This is a genomic window from Paracoccus sp. Arc7-R13 (genome assembly GCF_004010775.1).
Classification (GTDB): Bacteria; Pseudomonadota; Alphaproteobacteria; order Rhodobacterales; family Rhodobacteraceae; genus Paracoccus; species Paracoccus marcusii.
In genome coordinates this window covers 2,990,512-3,011,063 of record NZ_CP034810.1, presented here as the reverse complement: position 1 = coordinate 3,011,063, position 20,552 = coordinate 2,990,512, and the positions used below count along the sequence as shown (strand labels likewise).

The window sequence follows — 20,552 nt, the reverse complement described above, 5'->3', positions numbered from 1 at the left end:
ACGCAATGTTTCGCCCGCCTTGCACCCGTGCTAAACGCCCGCCCGACAGCAAGGAGGCGCGATGTACGAGATCTGCCCCGAGACGCCCGCCGACGAACCCGAGGTCGAGGGCCTGTACGATTTGTGCTTTGCGCCGGGTCGCACCGCGCTGTCGTCCTATCGCCTGCGCGACGGGGTGCCGCGGGTGGCCGAACTGTGCCTTGTGCTGCGCGATGCGGGCGGCACGCTGATGGCCGCGATCCGGTTCTGGCCGGTGCGCGTGGACGACCGGCCAGTGCTGCTGCTGGGGCCCATCGCCGTGCACCCCACCGCGCAGGGAGAGGGTCTGGGCGGGCTACTGATGCGCGACAGCCTGACGCGCGCGCGCCGGATGGGGTTCGACCGGGTCCTGCTGGTGGGCGACGCGCCCTATTACAGCCGTTTCGGCTTTCAGCGCCTTGACGATGTGGTGATGCCGCCGCCCACGAACCCCGACCGGGTGCTGGGGCTGGAACTTCGGCCGGATGCATGGGTTAACGTGGCAGGCCCCGTCCAGCAAGAGACCCGGCCCCCTGCAGACCCGCCCGCGCCGGACCCCACGGCTTGCACCCAGGTCGACCCTCCGAAAAGGCCCGCTGATGACAGAACCGAAACCCCTCGTCCTGCCCCCCATCACTGATTCGGCGCTGCACGCCCAGATCGATCGTCTGGCGTTGCGCTATCTGGAGGCCGGGGGTCTGGGCATGCAGATCATGTCCCGCATCGGCAACGGCGCCGAAGGGCTGATCGAACGCCTGCCGGGTTTCGTACGGTCGCGGCTGGAAAGCGTCACGCGGGCCGCGCTGACGCGGGCGTTTGGTGCCGCCAGCCAGTCGCGCAAGGTGGTGCGGGACCGGGGCGATTGGTTCAACCGCATGGCCTCGACCGTCAGCGGTGCGGCGGGCGGGGTCGGCGGTTTCGCGGGCGCGCTGGTCGAACTGCCGTTCACGGTCACGCTGCTGCTGCGCGCCATGCTGGACATCGCCGCCGAACACGGCCTTGATCCCGAAAGCGAAGAAGTGCGCCTGGAATGCCTGCGCATCTTCGCCGCCGCGGGTCCGATGGCCGATGACGATCAGACCGACCTGGGCATGCTGGCCGCGCGCTTGTCGGTGACCGGCCAGACGGTGCAGAGCATGGTCAGCAAGGTCGCCCCGCGCCTGTCCGTCTCGCTTGGGCAGAAGATGGCGGCGCAGGCGGCGCCGGTTTTCGGCGCGGTCGTCGGCGCGTCCATCAACTATACCTTTGCCCGCTACTACCAGGAACTGGCCCGCGTCCATTTCGGCGTCATGCGCCTGTCCCATGAAACCGGCATTCCGCAGGAGGCCCTGACCGAAGCGCTGCGCCTGTCCATCCAGCGCCAGACGCCCCCCGACCGATCATCGCGCTGACCGCGGGGGGGCCGGGGGGCGGCAGCCCCCCGGCGTCGCGGGACGCAATCACGCCTCCTCGGCGTCCAGTGCCAGGGGCGCTGACGGGGCCGCCAGATCGTCCGTCGTCAACGGCCCTGCGGGACGCGCCAGCCGTGCTTTGGTCACCCAGTACAGCCGCTCCTGCGCCCGGGTGATGGCGACATAGGTCAGCCGCTTCCACAGCTGGACTCCGGCCTCGGACCGGTTCGACCAGGCGGCGGCGCTGATGTCAGGGCCGAACACCTGCACCTCGGGCCACTGGCTGCCCTGCGCCTTGTGGATCGTGACCGCCGCCCCGTGCAGAAAGGCCGCGCCCATCCGCGCCGCAAAGGGGATGAAGGGTTCGTCCTCGTCCGGCATCTCGATCTTGACGATGCTGGCAGCCGACAGGCGCGGGTCCTCGGCCCCGATCACGTGCAGGCGCGAAAAGCCCGGCTTGCGGCCCGGCCCCAGATAGACGACCTGCGCTCCCTTGATCAGGCCGCGCGCCTCCAGATCGATCCGCTTCTTGCGATGCTTCAGCGGCAGCTCCAGCCCGTCGCAGATCAGCGGCTCTCCGGGCAGCAGCGCGTCCCCTGGCGCGCCGAAGGCCGTGCGGAAGGCATGGATCAGCCGGATGCGCGTCGCGTTGCGCCAGACCAGGACCGGGCTGCGCGCCATCAGGTCGCTTTCCACCCGCTCGGCCCAGACCACGCGGTCGTCCTTGCGCGCCGCATCGCGGATCATCTGCTCGAAATCGTCAAAGCCCAGCTGATCGTCGGCCAAAGCATGGGCCAGGTCCAGGATCGGGTTGTCGTCGGCCTGGCGGTGAATGCGGCTCAGCATCAGGCGCTGCGCCGGCGCCAGCTTGTCAAACACCATCTCTCCGGACTGGCCGACCGGGGCCAGCTGGGCAGGGTCGCCGAACAGGACCAGCACGGGAAAGATCTCGCGCAGGTCCTCGAACTGCTTCTCGTCCAGCATCGAGGCCTCGTCGATCAGCCCGACGTCCAGCCCCTCCTCGCGCCTGGTCCAGCCGCGGATGAAATCCGACCCGCGCAACCCGGCCGTGGCCAGCGCCCCGGGGATCGAGGCATGCTGGTCATAGAACGCCTTGGCCCGGTCCAGCGCCGTGTCCGACAGTTCCGCGATGACCGGGCGTTCGGCCGCCCCGGTCAGCCATTCGGCGATCTTCTCGTATTGCGGATCATAGACCGGGGTGTACAGGATCCGGTGGATCGTCGTGGCCGGCACGCCGCGCATGCGCAGAACGAACGCCGCCTTGTTCGTCGGCGCCAGGATGGCGACGCTGCGCCGGTCCTTGCGGCGCCGCCCTTCGTAATCTGGGCTGATCAGTTCGACCCCCGCCTCCAGCAGGGCCTTGGTGATCTGCGACAGCATCAGCGTCTTGCCCGATCCGGCCTTGCCGATGACCGCCATGACGCGACCTTTTCCCGACTGTGGCGGATGCAGTTCCTCTGCGATGATGTCGATGCCCGCCGCGCCGAAGGTTTCGGCCAGCGTATCCCAGGCATCGGCCTGATCGGGCGAAAGGGTCGGGGCGGGGACGGGACTGTTCATGCCAGACCCTTAGCCTGCCTTCGCGGCCAAGGCAAAGCGCCGCGCAACTTTTCCGCCCCGGGCACCGTGCCTGCGGGCACCCCAACAGGAGAGACGCGATGATCGAGCTGTTCTTCGTCACCTGCCTGCTCGCCGACCCACAGCGCTGCAGCGATCACAGCCTGCTGTTCGAGGAACGGAACGGCCTGTTCACCTGCATGCTGCAGAGCCAGTCCGAGCTTGCGAAATGGGTGGCCACCCATCCGACCGAACAGGTTCGCGAATGGAAATGCCGCCGCGCCGGAGAGGGCGACCGCAAGGTCTGACCCCATGCACCGCCGCGCGGGGGGGGCCGAGGGGCGGCAGGCCCCCCGGCACGTCGCGGGACGCAGGTCAGCGCCGGCCGGCCTCCAGCGCATCCTCGAAGGTGCGCAGCCCGGTCCGCGGCGATTGGACCAGCACCGCCATGTTGCCCGGCTTGTGCTGGTTGCGCAGCATCATCATGTGCGCGGCCGGGATCTCGGCCCAGGGGAACACCTCGGACATGCAGGGGTCCAGGCGGCGTTCCAGCATCAGCTTGTTCGCGGCGCTGGCCTGCTTCAGATGCGCGAAATGCGATCCCTGGATGCGCTTCTGATGCATCCACAGGTACCGCACGTCGAAGGTGCAGTTGAACCCGGTCGTGCCTGCGCAGATCACCACCATCCCGCCCTTCTTGCAGACCAGCGTGCTGACCGGGAAAGTCGCCTCGCCGGGATGCTCAAAGACGATGTCGACATTGTTGCCCTTGCCGGTGATGTCCCAGATCGCCGCGCCGAACTTGCGCGCCTCGTTGAACCACTCCTTGTATTCCGGCGTGTTCACCGTGGGCAGCTGCCCCCAGCAGCGGAATTCCTTGCGGTTGATGACCCCTTTCGCGCCCAGCCCCATGACGAAGTCGCGCTTGTCCTCCTCGGAGATCACCCCGATGGCGTTGCCGCCCGCCGCGTTGATCAGCTGGATCGCATAGGAGCCGAGGCCCCCCGACGCGCCCCAGACCAGCACGTTCATGCCCGGCTTCAGCTCATGCGGCTCGTGCCCGAACAGCATCCGGTACGCCGTGGCCAGCGTCAGCGTATAGCAGGCCGATTCCTCCCAGGTCAGGTGGCGCGGCCGGGGCATCAGCTGCTGGGCCTGTACGCGGGTGAACTGGGCAAAGCTGCCGTCCGGCGTCTCGTATCCCCAGATCCGCTGCGTGGGCGAGAACATCGGATCGCCGCCGTTGCAATGCTCGTCGTCGCCGTCGTCCTGGTTGCAGTGGATGACGACCTCGTCACCGACCTTCCACCGCTTGACCTTGTCGCCCACCGCCCAGACGATCCCCGACGCATCCGATCCGGCGATGTGATAAGGCTGCTTGTGCACGTCGAACATGCTGATCGGCTTGCCCAGGCCCGCCCAGATCCCGTTATAGTTGACGCCCGCCGCCATCACCAGGACCAGCACCTCGTTGCTGTCGATGGCCGGGGTGTCCACGACCTCCAGCTGCATCGCCTGATCGGGCTCTCCCTGCCGTTCGCGGCGGATCGCCCAGGCATGCATGCGCGCAGGCACATGGCCCAGGGGGGGCATCTCGCCCACGGCGTACAGGTCTTTGACCGGGGCGTCGTAGGGCGCGATCGGGGTGGGTGCGTCGAGAGCCATCGTCTTTCTCCTGTCCTGTGCCGCAGTGCAGAATCACCGCGCCGATTTGCCCTGTCCTACGACATGAAAAGCAACAATGCAACTATCAGGCACCATTGTGCGCAACAATATGTCGGAATGATCAGAAACGCGCCGCGCTGCGGCGAATTGACGACGCAGCTTTGTGTCTGTATCGATACTCATGATAACATTTTCTTGCGAGGGCATGATGGCCGACAAGGACAAACCCTGGCTGTTCCGCACCTATGCGGGCCATTCCACGGCGGCGAAATCCAATGCGCTGTACCGGACGAACCTGTCGCGCGGACAGACCGGCCTGTCGGTGGCCTTCGACCTGCCCACGCAGACCGGTTACGACAGCGATCATATCCTGGCGCGCGGAGAGGTCGGCAAGGTCGGCGTCCCCGTCTGCCATCTGGGCGACATGCGCGCGCTGTTCGACCAGATCCCGCTGGAGCAGATGAACACCTCGATGACGATCAACGCGACCGCGCCGTGGCTTCTGTCGCTGTATATCGCCGTGGCCGAGGAGCAGGGGGCCGATGTCAGCCGCCTGCAAGGCACCGTCCAGAACGACCTGATCAAGGAATACCTGTCGCGCGGCACCTATATCTGTCCACCCGCGCCGTCGCTGGCGATGATCACCGACATCGCCGCCTACACGCGGCAGCACCTGCCGAAATGGAACCCGATGAACGTCTGCAGCTATCACCTGCAGGAGGCCGGGGCGACGCCGGAACAGGAGCTGGCCTATGCGCTGGCCACCGCCGTGGCCGTGCTGGACGATCTGCGGGACAAGGTGCCCGCCGACAGCTTTCCCGAGATGGTCGGGCGGATCAGCTTCTTCGTGAACGCGGGCATCCGCTTCGTCACCGAGCTGTGCAAGATGCGCGCCTTTACCGAGCTGTGGGACGAGATCACCCGCGACCGCTATGGCATCGCGGATGAGAAATATCGTCGGTTCCGCTATGGCGTGCAGGTCAACAGCCTTGGCCTGACCGAGCAGCAGCCCGAGAACAACGTCTATCGCATCCTGCTGGAGATGCTGGCTGTCACGCTGTCCAAGAACGCCCGTGCCCGTGCGGTGCAGCTGCCCGCCTGGAACGAGGCCCTGGGCCTGCCGCGGCCCTGGGATCAGCAATGGTCCCTGCGGATGCAGCAGATCCTGGCCTATGAGACCGACCTGCTGGAATATGGCGACCTGTTCGACGGCAATCCGGTGATCGCCGCCAAGGTCGAAACCCTCAAGCAGGGCGCTCGGGACGAATTGGCGCTGCTGGACCAGATGGGCGGCGCGATCGCGGCCATCGACTACATGAAGGCGCGGCTGGTCGAATCGAACGCGGCCCGCCTTGGCCGGATCGAGACGAACGAGACGGTCGTGGTCGGCGTCAACCGCTGGCAGCAGGCCGAGCCTTCGCCGCTGACGGCGGGCGATGGCGGCATCATGGTCGTCGACCCCGCGGTCGAGGCCGATCAGGTCGGCCGCCTGGCCGCCTGGCGCGCGGAACGCGACGCAAGCGCGGTCGAGGCGGCGCTGGCCGCGCTGCGCCGCGCCGCGCAGTCGGGCGCGAATATCATGGGGCCGTCCATCGCCGCCGCCCGCGCGGGCGTCACCACCGGCGAATGGGCGGGCGTGATGCGCGCGGTGCATGGCGAATACCGCGGCCCGACGGGGGTGTCGCAGGCGCCCTCGAACCGGACCGAGGGGCTGGAGGAGATACGGGACGCGGTCGATGCGGTCAGCGCCCGGCTGGGGCGGCGGCTGAAGTTCCTGGTGGGCAAGCCGGGCCTGGACGGCCATTCGAACGGCGCCGAACAGATCGCTTTCCGCGCCCGCGACTGCGGCATGGACATCACCTATGAGGGCATCCGCCTGACCCCGGAGGAGATCGTCGCCCGTGCCCGCGAACAGGACGTCCATGTCGTCGGCCTGTCGATCCTGTCGGGCAGCCACCTGCCGCTGATCGAGGATCTGATGGCCCGCATGCAGGCCGCCGGAATGGGCCATGTGCCGGTGATCGTCGGCGGCATCATTCCCGACGACGACGCCGCCCGCCTGACGGCGATGGGCGTGGCGCGGGTCTATACGCCCAAGGATTTCCAGCTGAACACGATCATGATGGACATCGTCGGGCTGGTCGTGCCGGGCGCCGCTGCCGCGTGACCGGGCAAGGCGCAGATAACGCGCCCTGCGGGTGAACCGGACGGGCCTTTGGCCGTTGACAGGGCTGCACGACAAAGGCCGGCCCATGACATCCCAGACCCGGCGCAACAGCGCCATCGACCCGTTGCGCATCCTTCTGGCACTGACGGTCATCGCCCTGCATAGCGGATTTCCCGAGGCCGCGCAGCCGCTGGTCAAGCAGGTGCTGTTCAACGGCCTCTATCGTCTGGCTGTGCCGGTCTTTGCCTTGATCTCAGGGTACTTCTTCCTGTCGGCCATGCGCGGCGGGCGCAGTGGGCCGTATCTGCGCCGCATCCTGGCGCTGTACCTGCTGTGGATGACGATCTATCTGCCGATCTATGGTCCGGACCTGACCGGGGCGGGGCATGCGCTGCAGACGCTGGTGTTCGGCTTTTTCCACCTGTGGTTCCTGCCGGGCCTGCTGGTATCGGCTGTGATGGTCATGGTGCTGCGCCGACCGATGCGGATCGCGGTCGCGGCGGCGCTTCTGGCGGGTACGGGGCTGGCCCTGCAGTTGCTGGTCCTGACCGGGCAGGCAGAGATCCAGCTAGACCATTATCGCAACGGGGTCTTCACCATCTTTCCGTTCTTCGCGCTTGGCGTTCTACTGGCGCATGGCTGGGGTGCGGGGCTGCGGCGGTGGGCCATGCCGTTGGCCGGTCTGGCGCTGCTGGCGGTGATGGGGGAAAGCCTGGTCTGGCGGGTGATCGCGGGCGGGGGCTGGGGCGTCGACATGATGCTGTCGCTGCTGTCGGCGGCGCCGCTGCTGTTCCTGGCTGCGCAGCAGGTGCAGGGGGCGTGGGACGGCAAGCGCGCGGCCAGCACCGCGGCCTTCGTCTATTTCGTGCATGTCATGATCATGATCTGCGCCAGCCGGTTCGGGCTGGAGGGGGACACCAAGGCGCTGACCGTCATGGCGGTCTGCCTGGCCTTGGCCACCTGGCTGGGGATGGCAGAGCGCCGCCGCGTGCTGGCGTTTTTCACCTGACCCCGGAATGCGAAACGCCGCCCCGAGGGGCGGCGTCTGCAACGTCGATCGTGGCGTGGATCAGAAACCCAGGCCCGCGTATTTCGACTTGAACTTGGTCACGCGGCCGCCGGCATCCATCAGGCGCGACGAACCACCGGTCCAGGCCGGGTGCGAGGTCGGGTCGATGTCCAGCGACATGCTGTCGCCCTCGGCGCCCCAGGTCGAACGGGTCTGGTAGGTGGTCCCGTCCGTCATCTTGACCGAGATCGTGTGGTAATCGGGGTGAATCTCTTTTTTCATGGCGTGACCTCTGCTCAGGCTTTCGCGTCCGACAGCGGACGGTAGTTGGTCTTTTCGACGATACGGGCCGACTTGCCGCGACGATCGCGCAGATAGTACAGCTTGGCGCGACGGACCTTGCCGCGACGGACGACCTCAATCGTGGCGATGTTGGTCGAATACAGCGGGAACACGCGCTCCACGCCTTCGCCGAAGCTGATCTTGCGGACCGTGAAGCTGGCCGCGATGTTCGCGCCGCCACGGCGCGAGATGCAGACGCCTTCGTAGTTCTGGACGCGGGTACGGGTACCCTCGGTCACTTTGTAGCCGACGCGGATGGTGTCGCCGGCCTTGAAGTCGGGAATGGACTTGCCAAGCTCGGCGATCTGCTCGGCTTCGAGTTGTGCGATCAGGTTCATCGCTTTGGTTCCTTGTCATGCTCGCGGTACATCCGCGATTGGTCTGATGCGCCCGAGCGCTGTCGGTCCTTTGCCGGGTCCACATGCGTTTCCGCATATGCCCGCCACAGATCGGGGCGGCGTTCTTGTGTCAGCCTCTCGGCCTCACCGGACCGCCATGCGGCGATGGCTGCGTGATTGCCCGACAACAGCACGGGCGGTATCTCGCGGCCATCCCAGAGGGCGGGCTTGGTGAACTGCGGCGCCTCCAGAAGACCCCGGTTGCCGATGGAAAAGGACTCCTCGGCCAGGGAATCATGATTGCCCAGCACGCGCGGTATAAGCCGGACCGTCGCGTCGATCAAGACCTGTGCGGCGATCTCTCCGCCGGTCAGGACATAATCCCCGATGCTGATCTCCTCGATGGCGTGCTTGTCCAGCACGCGCTGGTCGATTCCCTCGAACCGGCCGCAGATCAGCGTGACGCCCGGCCCCTGCGCCAGCGCCCGGGCACGGGCCTGGGTCAGCGGCCTGCCGCGCGGCGACATGTAAAGGACGGGCAGGGACGGCCCCGGTCCCGCCTGCGCCTCGGTCAGGGCCGCGTCCAGCACGTCCGCGCGGATGACCATGCCGGCCCCGCCGCCCGCGGGCGTGTCGTCGACATTGCGGTGCCGGCCCATGCCGAAATCGCGCAGGCCGATGGTGCGCAGGTTCCACAAGCCCTGCGCCAGCGCCTTGCCGGTCAGGGACAGGCCCAGGATGCCGGGAAAGGCCTCGGGGAACAGCGTGACGATCCGCGCGGTCCATGCGCCCGCCACCTGCGGTTCCGCCATCAGCTCGCGCGGGCGCAGGCTGGGGCGGGCGGTCAGGCGGCCATGCGACTTGGGACTGGGCGCGTCGCTCATTCGTCGTCGCCGGGCGGGTCCACCACGATGCGACGCGCGGCCAGATCGACGGTCGGCACGACGGCACGGGTAAAGGGCAGCATCAGCACCTGCGTGCCGCCCACCACCTCGATGATGTCGCCGGCGCCGTGATCGTACAGCGCGCGCACCCGGCCCAAGGATTTGCCGCCGGTATCGACGACCTCCAGCCCGATCAGGTCGGCGTGATAGAATTCGTCATCCGGCAGCGCGGGCAAGGCACTGCGCGGGGCCCACAGGGTCACGCCGCGCAGGGCGTCGGCATCCTCCTTGGTGGCGATGCCCTTGATGCGCGCACCCAGGGCCCCCGTCACCTCGCGCGTCAGCGACACCTCGAACCGGCGGGTGCCGTCCTCGGACGTCAGGGGGGAATAGGTCGCGATATCGGCAGGGTCCGAGCAGAAGCTTTTCAGCCGCACCTCTCCGTGGACCCCGAAAGCCCCCGCGATGGCGCCGACGCAGATGCGGTCTTCGGTCATGTCACACCCTTGCAATAAAGGACTGGCGGGGTTTCCCCCGCCAGCGTCAGATCACTCGGCTTCGGCGGGCGCCGCGGCCTTCTTGGCGCGCTCGTCGGCGCGGGCCTTGGCTTTCTTGCCGGGCTCTGCCTTCTTCATGTTCTTGCGCTCGGCCTTTTCCTTGACGCCCGCGGCTTCCAGGAAGCGTGCGACGCGATCGGTCGGCTGCGCGCCGTGGCTCAGCCAGTACTGGATGCGCTCGACGTCCATCTTGACGCGGTCTTCGCTGTCCTTGGCCAGCAGCGGGTTGTAGGTGCCCAGCTTCTCGATGAAGCGGCCGTCGCGCGGCATGCGCGAATCCGACGCGACGATGGCATAGTGCGGGCGCTTCTTGCTGCCACCACGGGCCAGGCGGATCTTCATGGACATCAGATAGTCTCCTTGGGTTGTCGTCCGGTCAGGACTGATAATGTTCGTGGTGCCGAATGACTTCGGCGATCACGAAGGTCAGGAATTTGCGCGCGAATTCCGGGTCGAGATCGGCCTCGCGCGCGAGGCGTTCCAGGCGTTCGATCTGGCTTGCCTCGCGCGAGGGATCGGACGGCGGAAGGTCGTGCCGGGCCTTCAGGCGGCCGACGGACTGGGTGTGCTTGAAGCGTTCGGCCAGCGTATAGACCAGGATGGCGTCAAGCCGGTCGATGCTGGCACGGTGGTCGCGCAGCAGGTCGGCCGCGCGGGTGGTTGCGTCGGTCATGCGGCCTCCGGGCTGTGACGATAGACGAGGCAGGGCTTGTCGAAGACCGGCTGCCGCGCGCCGCGGTCGCGCACCGCGCCAAGCCGTTCGGCCAAAGCGATCGACCGGGCATTGTCCGGGTCGATATAGCTGACGGCCGTGGTCCAGCCCAGGTCGCGGAACGCATGCGCGCGCACCGCACGGGCGGCCTCGGCGACATAGCCGCGGCCTTCGGCGGCCTGCGACCAAACGGTCCAGCCCAACTCATGCTCGGGCCAGCCGTCGGGGTACCACGGGCCGGTCATGCCCAGGGGCGTATCATCGCCCTTGAGGCAGAACACGAACATCCCGAAGCCGCGCATCACCCAATGGCCGGTCAGGTGGCCGAAGGCCCGCCAATAGGCGCCGGGCTTGGGTTCGGGCGAACCGCCGCCCACGAACTGCGCGCGATCCGACTGATAGAAGCTGCGCCAATGCGGCCAGTCGCTGCCCAAGGGCGCGCGCAGGGTCAGCCGTTCCGTCTCCAGAACCGGGGTGGGGGACAGCGTGATCATTTCTTGCCGAACAATCCGCCCAAGCCGGCAGGCAGGCCCGCGCGGCCCAGTTGCCCGCCCAGGCCCTTGGGATCGGCCAGCATCTTCTGGGCCTCGGCCATCTTGGCGGGGTCCAGGTTCTCCATGTCGGGCAGGCCGCCGCCCTTGCCGGTCATGGCGCGCATGGCCTGCTTCATCAGCCCGCCCTTGCCCATCTTGCCCAGCTTCTTCATCGTGTCAGCCATCTGCTTCTGCATCTTCAGCAGCTTGTTCAGGTCCGACACGTCCAGACCCGCGCCCGCAGCAATGCGCTTTTTCCGGCTGGCCTGCAGCAGGTCGGGATTGGCCCGTTCCTTCTTGGTCATCGAATTGATCAGGGCGATCTGGTGGCGGACGACCTTGTCGTCATAGCCCGCGGCCTCGGCCTGCTTGGCCATCTTGGCCATGCCGGGCATCATCCCCATGACCGAGGACATGCCGCCCATCTTCTGCATCTGCTCCAGTTGGCTGCGCAGGTCGTTCATGTTGAAGAGGCCCTTCTGGAACCGCTTCATCATGCGTTCGGCCTGCTCGACCTCCAGCACCTGCTGGGCCTTCTCGACCAGGGCCACGATATCGCCCATGCCCAGGATGCGCCCCGCGACGCGGCTGGCATCGAACGTCTCCAGGGCGTCCATCTTTTCGCCCAGACCCACGAAGCGGATCGGCTTGCCGGTCACCGCGCGCATCGACAGGGCCGCGCCGCCGCGCCCGTCGCCGTCCATCCGGGTCAGGACCACGCCGGTGACGCCGACCTTGGCGTCGAACTCGGTCGCGACGTTCACGGCGTCCTGGCCGGTCAGGCCGTCGACGACCAGCAGCGTCTCGCGCGGGTTCGCGATGTCGCGGACCTGCTGGACCTGGGTCATCAGCGCTTCGTCGATATGCAGGCGGCCGGCGGTGTCCAGCATCACCACGTCATAGCCGCCAAGCGAGGCCTGCGTCTTTGCGCGCTGCGCGATCTGCACGGCGGTCTGGCCCATCACGATGGGCAGCGTGTCGACGCCGATCTGCTGGCCCAGGATGGCCAGCTGCTCCATCGCGGCGGGGCGGTTGGTGTCCAGGGACGCCATCAGCACGCGCTTCTTCTCGCGGTCCTTCAGGCGCAGGGCCAGTTTCGCGGTCGTGGTGGTCTTGCCCGAACCCTGCAGGCCGACCATCAGGATGGCGGCGGGCGGGTTGTCGATGCGCAGCGCCTCGGGGGCGTCGTCGCCCTGCAGGACCTTGATCAGCTCGTCATGGACGATCTTGACGACCTGCTGGCCGGGGCTGACCGATTTCGTGACCGCAGCGCCGGTGGCCTTGGCCGTGACGGCCTTGACGAAGTTGCGCGCCACCGGCAGCGAGACGTCCGCCTCCAGCAGGGCCACGCGCACCTCGCGCATAGCGGCGGTGACGTCCTCCTCGGACAGGGCGCCTTGCTTGGTCAGCCGGTCGAAGACGCCGCCCAAGCGATCGGAAAGGTTCTCGAACATGGCCGGGCCTCCTATGGCTCCAAATCGGTTTAGCCCCCGTGGGCGCAACGCGCTGACGGGGGGCGATCCCCGCATCTGGCGCAGGGACCGGAAGGCTGTGCTTCCGGGAATCCGGGGTCTTGTACAGGGCAGGGGGGTTCCTGTCAACGCAGGCCCGGTCGGATCACGGGGTCGCGACGTTGACCGGCAGAACGAAGCTGGCGCTGCCCCGCGGCATGTCGTCCGTGAAGGGCGGCATCCGGTACATGTCCATGATGCTGTTGCGCAGGGCATGATCTATCAGCGGGTTGCCCGAGGACTGCATGGTCCGCACATCGATGATCACGCCGTCCTCGGCCACGACGATGACGAATTGGGCGGCGTTGGTCGCGCTGACGGTCGCTGCCTGCAAGAGGGCCACATGGCTTTGGCGGGCGGCATTGTCGCGCAGCAGCTTGGTCCATTCGATCATGTCACGGGGGCGGTGCGTGGCGATTTCGTTGACCGCGGTCTGCGCCACGGCCGGGGTGTAAAAAACCGCCAGCCCTGTCAGCAGGGCGGCGGTCGCAATCGTGAAACGCATGGCGGCAATGTCCCCGAAGGATGCAATGCCGCCATATGAGGATGGGGTGAACCTGCGCAACAGCGCAGACGGTCAGGCCGCGATCTGCTGCAGCGCCTGTTGTGCGCGTGCCATGCCAGCCTCGCGGTCCATGGCAAGGCCGTCGGCGGCCACGAAGGTCACGTCGGTGATGCCCAGGAACCCCAGCATGTGGCGCAGATAGCCTGACGCGTGGTCCAGGTCCGAACCCATCGGCGTGCCGGCGGCGGTATACGCCACGAAGGCGCGCTTGCCCGTCAGCAGGCCCTCGGGGCCCTCGGCGGTATAGCGGAAGCTGACACCGGCGCGGGCGATCTGGTCCAGCCAGGTCTTCAGCTGCGACGGCAGGAAGAAGTTGTAGACCGGCAGCCCGATCACCAGCGTGTCGGCGGCCTGAACCTCGGCCAGCAGCGCGTTCGAGGTGTCAATCTGCGCCTGCTGCTGCGGGGTCGGATCGTCGGTGCCCACGCGCACGGCCTTGAACCATGCGGTGTCGATGGCGGGGACGCCCGTGCTGAGATCGCGATAGGTCACCGTCGCGTCGGGATTGCCAGCAGTCAGGCGGGCCAGGATGTCGGCGGTCAGCTGGCGCGAGACCGAGGCGTCGGCGGTGATGGCGCTGTCGAGATGCAGGATGTTCATGGCAAGCTCCCAGAGAGTTGTTTCTGCGTTGCAGCAGATTTAGGTCTATGCACCTGCGAACGTAAGGGGGATAACTGCGCATTCACTGTGCGGGGATGCACATGCAGATCGAATCGTGGGACGATATCCGCGTGGCACTGGCCGTCGCGCGCACCGGAACGGTCAGCGGGGCGGCCGCCGATCTTGGCGTGCACCACGCCACGGTGATCCGCCGCATCGACGCGCTTGAATCGGCCCTGCGCGCCCGGCTGTTCCAACGCCACACCCGCGGCTATGCCCTGACCGAGGCCGGGCGCACCCTGCTGGATGCGGCGGGGGCTGCGGATGAACGCTTTGCCCAGATGGCCGCGCAGATCGCCGGCGCCGGAGACCGGATCGAGGGAGAACTGGTCGTGACCTCGCTGCCGGAACTGGTGGATCTGGTCATGCCGCGGCTGATCGCGCTGATGGCGCGCCATCCCGACCTGCGCCTGACCTATGCCACGGACGCGCGCCTGTTCCGGCTGGGCGCCGGAGAGGCGCATGTGGCCATCCGGGGCGGGGCCGAACCGACCGAGCCCGACTATGTCGTGCGTGCGATGGGGCAGATGGGGCATGTGATGTATGCCGCGGCCTCGTACCTGGACCGGCACGGGCCGGTCGACAATCCGCGCGACCACCGCTTTGCCCTGCCGGGACCAGAGGCGCGCGGCGCCCCGTACATGCGTTGGCTGCAGGACCGCATCGGCCCCGAGAACATCCTGGTCACCGCCAACGAGGCCACTGCGCGCGAGGCGGTGATCCGCGCCGGGCTGGCGGTCGGTGCCCTGCCCGACAGCCTGGCGCATGGCCTTCTGCCCGCGCTGAGCTTGCCGGAATGGGATTCCAACCTGTGGCTGGTCACCCATGTCGACCTGCATCGCACCCCGAAGGTCCAAGCCGCGCTGGCGGCGCTGCGCGACGGCTGAGCCCTTTCCCTCGGCCCCGGCTTGGGGCAGCGTGCGCCGCAGGAGGACCCATGACCCATTCCCGCCCATTGCCTGACCGGACCGTCCGATGATCACCGCGCGGATGAGCGCATCCGACTGGGGCCTTCTGCTGCTGCTGTCACTGATCTGGGGCGGGTCGTTCTTCCTGATCGCGCTGATCGTGGGGCATATGCCGGTCCTGTGGGTGGTGGCGCTGCGCGTGATGATCGCCGCCGCGGTCCTATGGGCCATCGTGCTGGCGACCGGGCGGGCACTGCCGCGCGGCGCGGGGCTGTGGGGCGCGTTCCTGGTGATGGGCGTCCTGAACAACGCCATCCCCTTTGGGCTGATCGTCTGGGCGCAGGGGTTCATCCCGGCCGGGCTGGCATCCATCCTGAACGCGACGACGCCGCTGTTCACGGTGCTGGTCTCGACCTTGGTGCTGGCGGATGAACGCGCGGGACTGATGCGCCTGGCCGGTGTCGCCCTGGGCCTGGGCGGTGTCGCGGTGATGATCGGCGTGGACGAATTGGCCGGTCACGGCCATGGCGTGCTGCCGCAACTGGCGATGCTGGGCGCCGCGATCAGCTATGCCTGGGCCGCGGCCTTTGGGCGGCGGTTCCGTGCGCAGGGCGTCGATCCGCTGGTCACGGCGGCGGGCATGGTGACGGGCACCAGCGCCGTGCTGCTGCCCCTGGCATTGGCGCATGACGGGCTGCCGCCGGCGGCACCTGCTCAGGTCTGGCTGGCGATCAGCCTGCTGGGGCTGGTCTGCACGGGGCTGGCCTATGTGCTGTTCTTTCGCATCCTGGGCCGGGCAGGGGCCACGAACATCTCTCTGGTGACGTTCCTGGTGCCGGTGTCGGCAATCCTGCTTGGCTGGCTGTTCCTGGACGAGGTGCTTGGCCTGCCGCAACTGCTGGGCATGGCGGTCATCGGGCTGGGGCTGGCGATGATCGACGGACGGCTGCTGCGGCGCTAGGGCTGCCGGGGCGGCTTTCCATCCGGCGGCGCGGTCGCTAGGTTTCCCGTCGGGACAGGACAAGAGGCTGCTTGTGGCGCATATCATCGTGGTCGGAAACGAAAAGGGCGGCTCGGGCAAGTCGACCACCTCGATGCATGTGGCGACCGCGCTGGCGCGGATGGGGCACCGGGTCGGCGGGCTGGACCTAGACGTCCGCCAGCGCAGCTTTGGCCGCTATCTGGAGAATCGCGCCGCCTTCCTGGTGCGCAAGGGGCTGGACCTGCCCATGCCCGTGCTGGCGCCGCTGGGCGAGGGCGCCGATCCCCTGACGCCCGCCCTGCGGCAGCTGGAGGAGACGTGCGACTTCATCCTGCTGGACTGCCCCGGGTCGCACACCAAGCTGAGCCAGATGGCGCATACGGTCGCCGACACGCTGATCACGCCCCTGAACGACAGTTTCGTCGATTTCGACCTGCTGGCGCGCCTGTCGCCCGACGGTGACGTGCTTGGTCCCTCGATCTATGCCGAGATGGTATGGGGCGCACGCCAGCTGCGCGCGCAGGCCGGGGCAGGGCCCATCGACTGGCTGGTGCTGAGAAACCGACTGGGCAGCCAGCAGATGCACAACAAGCGCAAGGTCGGCGGCGCGTTGGCCGACCTGTCCAAGCGGATCGGGTTTCGGGTGGCGCCCGGATTTTCGGAACGCGTGATCTTTCGCGAGCTGTTTCCGAACGGGCTGACCCTGCTGGACCTGAAGGACGTCGGCACCGAGGCCATGAGCATGTCCCAGATCGCCGCGCGGCAGGAGTTGCGCGACCTGATCAACGAATTGCGCCTTCCGGGCGTCACCGTCACGTTCTGACAACGAAAGACGGCGGGCCGATGGCCCGCCGTTCGTTCCGTCCGGTGGCTGGATCAGGCCAGCATGCCCATCGGGTTTTCCAGATGGGCGACGATCGCCTCCAGCAGCTGCGCGCCCATGGCGCCGTCGATCACCCGGTGGTCCACCGACAGCGTCATCGACATGACGTTGCGCACCACGACTTCGCCCTTTTCGACGACCGGGGTCGGGATGCCCGCACCCACGGCCAGGATCGCGCCATGCGGCGGGTTGATGACCGCGTCGAAGTTCTCGATGCCGAACATGCCCAGGTTGCTGATCGCGAAGCTGCCGCCCTGGTATTCATGGGGGGCCAGCTTCTTGGACTTGGCGCGCGCGGCCAGATCCTTCATCTGCGCCGACAGCGCCGACAGGGTCTTCTGATGCGCGTCCTTCAGCACGGGCGTGAACAGCCCGCCCTCGATGGCCACGGCCACGGCGACGTCCGACGGTTTCAGCTTGAGGATGCGATCCCCCGCCCAGACCGCGTTCGCGTCAGGCACCTGCTGCAGCGCCAGGGCGCTGGCCTTGATGATGAAGTCGTTGACCGACAGCTTGACGCCACGGCTCTCCAGCTGCTTGTTCAGCGTGGCCCGGAACTCCATCAGCGCATCCAGCTTGGCCGAGCGGCGCAGGTAGAAATGCGGGATGGTCTGCTTGGCTTCGGACAGGCGGGCGGCGATGGTGCGGCGCATGCCGTCCAGCGCGACCTCCTCGGTCTCGCGGTCGGCATACATCTTCAGCACAGCGTCGGTCGACAGGCCCTTGGGGGCCTGGGCCGGGGCTGCGGCTGCCGCGGGGGCCGCCTTCGCCTCGGGCTGGGCCGCAGCCGACGCGGAGGGCTTGGCGTCACCTGCCTTGGCGTTCTCGACATCGGCCTTGACGATGCGGCCACGGGGGCCGCTGCCTTGGATCTGCGACAGGTCCAGACCCTTGTCCTTGGCGATGCGCCGCGCCAAGGGCGAGGCGAAGACCCGGTCGCCCTTGGGTGCGTCGGCCTTGGCATCGCCGGCGACCGGCGCGCCGATCGGGCCGCCATAGCCCTTTTCGGCCGGTTCGGGCTCGGCATCCGCCTTGGGCTTGGGCTCTTCCTTGGCCTTGGGCGCGCTGATGTCGCCCGCCTCCTCGCCGTCCTCCAGCAGGACCGCGATGGCGGTGTTGACCTTGACCGCCGAGGTGCCCTCGGCGATCAGAATCTTGCCGATGCGACCTTCGTCGACGGCCTCGAACTCCATCGTGGCCTTGTCGGTCTCGATCTCGGCGATGACGTCGCCGGACTTGACCTCGTCGCCTTCCTTGACCAGCCACTTGGCCAGCGTGCCCTCCTCCATCGTCGGGGAGAGGGCGGGCATCAGGATTTCCGTGGGCATCGCGCAGCTCCCTTACTTGTAGGTGACTTTTTTCACGGCTTCGACGATCTCGGCGGGCGTGATCAGCGCGTGCTTTTCCAGGTTGGCGGCATAGGGCATCGGCACGTCCTTGCCGGTGCAGTTGATGACGGGCGCGTCCAGATAGTCGAACGCGTTCTCCATCAGATAGGCCGAGATGTGGTTGCCGATGGCGCCCACGGGGAAGCCCTCCTCGACGGTCACGCAACGGTTGGTCCGCTTGACCGATTCCAGGATCGCGTCATAGTCCAGCGGCCGCAGGGTGCGCAGGTCGATCACGTCGGCCTCGATGCCCTCCTCGGCCAGCTTGGCCGCGGCCTCCAGCGCATGCGCCACACCGATGCCGAAGCTGACCAGCGTCACGTCGTCGCCCGACCGGACCGTGTTGGCCTTGCCGAAGGGAATGGTGAAGTCCTCAAGGTCCGGCACCTCGAAGCTGCGGCCATACAGGATCTCGTTCTCCAAGAAGATGACCGGGTTGTTGTCGCGGATCGCCTGCTTCATCAGGCCCTTCGCGTCGGCGGCCGAATAGGGCATCACGACCTTGAGGCCCGGAATGGCCGCGTACCATGCGGCATAGTCCTGGCTGTGCTGCGCGCCCACGCGGGCGGCGGCGCCGTTCGGGCCGCGGAACACGATCGGGCAGCCCATCTGGCCGCCCGACATGTACAGCGTCTTTGCGGCCGAGTTGATGATGTGGTCGATCGCCTGCATGGCGAAGTTGAAGGTCATGAACTCGACGATCGGGCGCAGGCCGGCCAGGGCCGCCCCCGTGCCGATGCCGGCAAAGCCGATCTCGGAGATGGGCGTGTCCACGACGCGGCGGGGGCCGAACCGCTCCAGCAGGCCTTGGCTGATCTTGTAGGCGCCCTGGTATTCGCCCACTTCCTCGCCCATCAGGAAGACGGTCTCGTCGCGGTCCATCTCTTCGGCCATGGCCTCGCGCAGGGCTTCCCGCACGGTCATGGTCTTCATCTTGGTGCCCTCGGGCCAGTCGGGGCTGCGCGGCTTGGGCTGCGGGGTCACGACCTCCTCGATGGCGGATTCGCCGGGCTGGGCGCCGTCATCCTTCTTGGGGGCTTCGGCCGGCTTGGCTTCGGCCTTGGGGGCAGGGGCCGCGTCGGCGTCCTCTCCCTCCTCGACCAGCACCGCGATGGGGGTGTTCACGGCGACGTTCTGGGTGCCCTCGGCCACCAGCAGCTTGCCCATGATCCCCTCGTCGACGGCCTCGAACTCCATCGTGGCCTTGTCGGTCTCGATCTCGGCGATGACGTCGCCGGATTTCACCGCGTCGCCCTCTTTCTTCAGCCATTTCGCCAGCGTGCCTTCCTCCATCGTGGGGGACAGGGCGGGCATCAGGATTTCAATTGCCATGTGACGGTCCCCCTCAGGCGTTCTCTTCGGCGCTGCCCTGGGGCAGTTCGTCGGCATAGATGTCGGTCCAGAGCTCGGCCAGGTCAGGCTCGGGGCTGTCCTTGGCGAATTCCGCGGAATCGTTGACGATGTCCTTGATTTCCTTGTCCAGCGCCTTGAGGTCCTCCTCGGTGGCATGCTTGCCGGTCAGCAGCATCTCACGGATGTTCTCGATCGGGTCACGCTCGTCGCGCATCTTCTGGACCTCCTCGCGGGTCCGGTACTTGGCCGGGTCCGACATCGAATGCCCGCGATAGCGATAGGTCATGACCTCCAGGATGTAGGGGCCCTTGCCGGCGCGGCAATGCGCCACGGCCTTTTCGCCCGCCGCCTTGACCGCCAGCACGTCCATGCCGTCGACCTGTTCGCCGGGGATGCCGAAGGCCTCTCCACGGCCAAAGAAGGTGGTCGATTTCGTCGACCGCTTGACCGACATGCCCATGGCATACTGGTTGTTCTCGATCACGAAGACGACCGGCAGGTCCCACAGCTCGGCCATGTTGTAGGTCTCGTAGACCTGGCCCTGGTTCGCCGCACCATCGCCGAAATAGGTGAAGGTGACGTTGTCGTTGCCCAGATACTTGTCCGCGAAGGCCAGGCCCGCGCCAAGCGGCACCTGCGCGGCGACGATGCCGTGGCCGCCATAGAAATGCTTTTCGCGGCTGAACATGTGCATGCTGCCGCCCTTGCCCTTGGAATAGCCGTCCTGACGCCCGGTCAGCTCGGCCATGACGCCGCGCGCCTCCATCCCGCAGGCCAGCATGTGACCGTGGTCACGATAGCTGGTGATGCGCTTGTCGCCGTCCTTGGCGCAGGCCTCCAGACCCACCACGACGGCCTCCTGGCCGATATAAAGGTGGCAGAACCCGCCGATCAGGCCCATGCCGTACAGCTGGCCGGCCTTCTCCTCGAATCGGCGGATCAGCAGCATGTCGCGATAGTATTTCAGCAACTCTTCCTTCGACGTGTTCGAAGGAGCCTCCTGCTGGGGGCTTGGTTTTCTGGCCATGCGGCGTGTCCTCCTGGAAGCGTGGCGGATAGTTCAGCGTTAAACTATCCGTAGCGCATCACCGACAGCCGTGCAATCCCG

23 protein-coding genes are annotated in these 20,552 nt (G+C 67.3%); 8 read left to right on the top strand and 15 right to left on the bottom strand.

Annotated features, from left to right (window positions below):
- Positions 1–61 precede the first annotated feature (61 nt).
- Complete coding sequence (locus tag EOJ32_RS14965; RefSeq protein WP_127899091.1) at positions 62–658, top strand: GNAT family N-acetyltransferase; 597 nt, start codon at positions 62–64, stop codon at positions 656–658.
- A complete protein-coding gene (locus tag EOJ32_RS14960; RefSeq protein WP_127899090.1) occupies positions 618–1,409 on the top strand; it encodes an EcsC family protein in 792 nt (263 codons plus the stop codon). Before EOJ32_RS14965 ends, EOJ32_RS14960 begins: the two co-directional genes overlap by 41 nt.
- Positions 1,410–1,457: 48 nt before the next feature.
- Here the strand turns inward: EOJ32_RS14960 and EOJ32_RS14955 are convergent, their stop codons facing one another.
- Positions 1,458–2,990 (bottom strand): ATP-dependent RecD-like DNA helicase, encoded by a 1,533-nt coding sequence (locus EOJ32_RS14955; protein ID WP_127899089.1) that lies wholly within the window; start codon positions 2,988–2,990, stop codon positions 1,458–1,460.
- A gap of 98 nt (positions 2,991–3,088) precedes the next feature.
- Between EOJ32_RS14955 and EOJ32_RS14950 the strand changes: the two genes are divergently transcribed.
- Entirely contained in the window at positions 3,089–3,295 is a 207-nt protein-coding gene (locus EOJ32_RS14950; RefSeq protein ID WP_045982863.1) for a hypothetical protein, read from the top strand.
- Positions 3,296–3,362: 67 nt separating this feature from the next.
- Here EOJ32_RS14950 and ccrA read toward each other — a convergent pair whose 3' ends face one another.
- Positions 3,363–4,652 carry a crotonyl-CoA carboxylase/reductase gene (gene ccrA, locus EOJ32_RS14945; RefSeq protein WP_046001395.1) on the bottom strand — a complete coding sequence of 430 codons (1,290 nt, stop codon included), beginning with the start codon at positions 4,650–4,652 and terminating at the stop codon, positions 3,363–3,365.
- 208 nt (positions 4,653–4,860) lie between these two features.
- Here ccrA and EOJ32_RS14940 point away from each other — a divergent pair, with 208 nt between their 5' ends.
- A complete protein-coding gene (locus EOJ32_RS14940) occupies positions 4,861–6,819 on the top strand; it encodes a protein meaA (RefSeq protein WP_127899419.1) in 1,959 nt (652 codons plus the stop codon).
- Between the two features lie 85 nt (positions 6,820–6,904).
- Complete coding sequence (locus EOJ32_RS14935; protein ID WP_127899088.1) at positions 6,905–7,828, top strand: acyltransferase; 924 nt, start codon at positions 6,905–6,907, stop codon at positions 7,826–7,828.
- 60 nt (positions 7,829–7,888) lie between these two features.
- Here EOJ32_RS14935 and rpmE read toward each other — a convergent pair whose 3' ends face one another.
- The 10 genes from rpmE to EOJ32_RS14885 all read right to left on the bottom strand — a co-directional run bounded on the left by rpmE (position 7,889) and on the right by EOJ32_RS14885 (position 13,870).
- Positions 7,889–8,110 carry a 50S ribosomal protein L31 gene (gene rpmE, locus EOJ32_RS14930; RefSeq protein WP_042249018.1) on the bottom strand — a complete coding sequence of 74 codons (222 nt, stop codon included), beginning with the start codon at positions 8,108–8,110 and terminating at the stop codon, positions 7,889–7,891.
- 14 nt (positions 8,111–8,124) lie between these two features.
- The gene (rplS, locus tag EOJ32_RS14925; RefSeq protein ID WP_045982866.1) at positions 8,125–8,508 is read right to left on the bottom strand and encodes a 50S ribosomal protein L19; all 384 of its coding nucleotides are present in this window, start codon (positions 8,506–8,508) and stop codon (positions 8,125–8,127) included.
- Entirely contained in the window at positions 8,505–9,392 is an 888-nt protein-coding gene (gene trmD / locus EOJ32_RS14920) for a tRNA (guanosine(37)-N1)-methyltransferase TrmD (RefSeq protein WP_127899087.1), read from the bottom strand. Before trmD ends, rplS begins: the two co-directional genes overlap by 4 nt.
- Complete coding sequence (rimM, locus tag EOJ32_RS14915; RefSeq protein ID WP_046001398.1) at positions 9,389–9,889, bottom strand: ribosome maturation factor RimM; 501 nt, start codon at positions 9,887–9,889, stop codon at positions 9,389–9,391. Before rimM ends, trmD begins: the two co-directional genes overlap by 4 nt.
- A 51-nt stretch (positions 9,890–9,940) precedes the next feature.
- Positions 9,941–10,297, bottom strand: a complete 357-nt coding sequence (gene rpsP, locus EOJ32_RS14910; protein ID WP_045982869.1) for a 30S ribosomal protein S16 — start codon at positions 10,295–10,297, stop codon at positions 9,941–9,943.
- 28 nt (positions 10,298–10,325) lie between these two features.
- Complete coding sequence (locus EOJ32_RS14905) at positions 10,326–10,622, bottom strand: chorismate mutase (RefSeq protein ID WP_042249024.1); 297 nt, start codon at positions 10,620–10,622, stop codon at positions 10,326–10,328.
- Positions 10,619–11,155 carry a GNAT family N-acetyltransferase gene (locus EOJ32_RS14900; protein ID WP_045982870.1) on the bottom strand — a complete coding sequence of 179 codons (537 nt, stop codon included), beginning with the start codon at positions 11,153–11,155 and terminating at the stop codon, positions 10,619–10,621. Before EOJ32_RS14900 ends, EOJ32_RS14905 begins: the two co-directional genes overlap by 4 nt.
- Entirely contained in the window at positions 11,152–12,648 is a 1,497-nt protein-coding gene (gene ffh / locus EOJ32_RS14895; protein ID WP_127899086.1) for a signal recognition particle protein, read from the bottom strand. The genes EOJ32_RS14900 and ffh overlap by 4 nt, the downstream gene beginning before the upstream one ends.
- 163 nt (positions 12,649–12,811) lie before the next feature.
- Complete coding sequence (locus EOJ32_RS14890; RefSeq protein WP_127899085.1) at positions 12,812–13,210, bottom strand: TonB C-terminal domain-containing protein; 399 nt, start codon at positions 13,208–13,210, stop codon at positions 12,812–12,814.
- Between the two features lie 72 nt (positions 13,211–13,282).
- The gene (locus EOJ32_RS14885; RefSeq protein ID WP_127899084.1) at positions 13,283–13,870 is read right to left on the bottom strand and encodes an FMN-dependent NADH-azoreductase; all 588 of its coding nucleotides are present in this window, start codon (positions 13,868–13,870) and stop codon (positions 13,283–13,285) included.
- A 101-nt stretch (positions 13,871–13,971) separates the two neighbouring features.
- On the opposite strand from EOJ32_RS14885, the gene EOJ32_RS14880 reads away from it, so the two are divergent.
- The 3 genes from EOJ32_RS14880 to EOJ32_RS14870 all read left to right on the top strand — a co-directional run bounded on the left by EOJ32_RS14880 (position 13,972) and on the right by EOJ32_RS14870 (position 16,643).
- On the top strand, positions 13,972–14,817 hold the full coding sequence (locus EOJ32_RS14880; RefSeq protein ID WP_127899083.1) for a LysR family transcriptional regulator: 846 nt from the start codon (positions 13,972–13,974) through the stop codon (positions 14,815–14,817).
- A gap of 88 nt (positions 14,818–14,905) precedes the next feature.
- Positions 14,906–15,799 carry a DMT family transporter gene (locus EOJ32_RS14875; RefSeq protein WP_127899082.1) on the top strand — a complete coding sequence of 298 codons (894 nt, stop codon included), beginning with the start codon at positions 14,906–14,908 and terminating at the stop codon, positions 15,797–15,799.
- A 73-nt stretch (positions 15,800–15,872) separates the two neighbouring features.
- A complete protein-coding gene (locus EOJ32_RS14870) occupies positions 15,873–16,643 on the top strand; it encodes a division plane positioning ATPase MipZ (protein WP_045982875.1) in 771 nt (256 codons plus the stop codon).
- 53 nt (positions 16,644–16,696) lie between these two features.
- Here the strand turns inward: EOJ32_RS14870 and EOJ32_RS14865 are convergent, their stop codons facing one another.
- From EOJ32_RS14865 to pdhA, 3 genes are read right to left on the bottom strand one after another with little or no spacing between them, the layout of a single operon-like run.
- Complete coding sequence (locus tag EOJ32_RS14865) at positions 16,697–18,031, bottom strand: pyruvate dehydrogenase complex dihydrolipoamide acetyltransferase (protein ID WP_127899081.1); 1,335 nt, start codon at positions 18,029–18,031, stop codon at positions 16,697–16,699.
- A 12-nt stretch (positions 18,032–18,043) separates the two neighbouring features.
- A complete protein-coding gene (locus EOJ32_RS14860) occupies positions 18,044–19,423 on the bottom strand; it encodes a pyruvate dehydrogenase complex E1 component subunit beta (protein WP_127899080.1) in 1,380 nt (459 codons plus the stop codon).
- Positions 19,424–19,436: 13 nt separating this feature from the next.
- On the bottom strand, positions 19,437–20,471 hold the full coding sequence (gene pdhA, locus EOJ32_RS14855; protein ID WP_045982878.1) for a pyruvate dehydrogenase (acetyl-transferring) E1 component subunit alpha: 1,035 nt from the start codon (positions 20,469–20,471) through the stop codon (positions 19,437–19,439).
- Between the last annotated feature and the right edge of the window lie 81 nt (positions 20,472–20,552).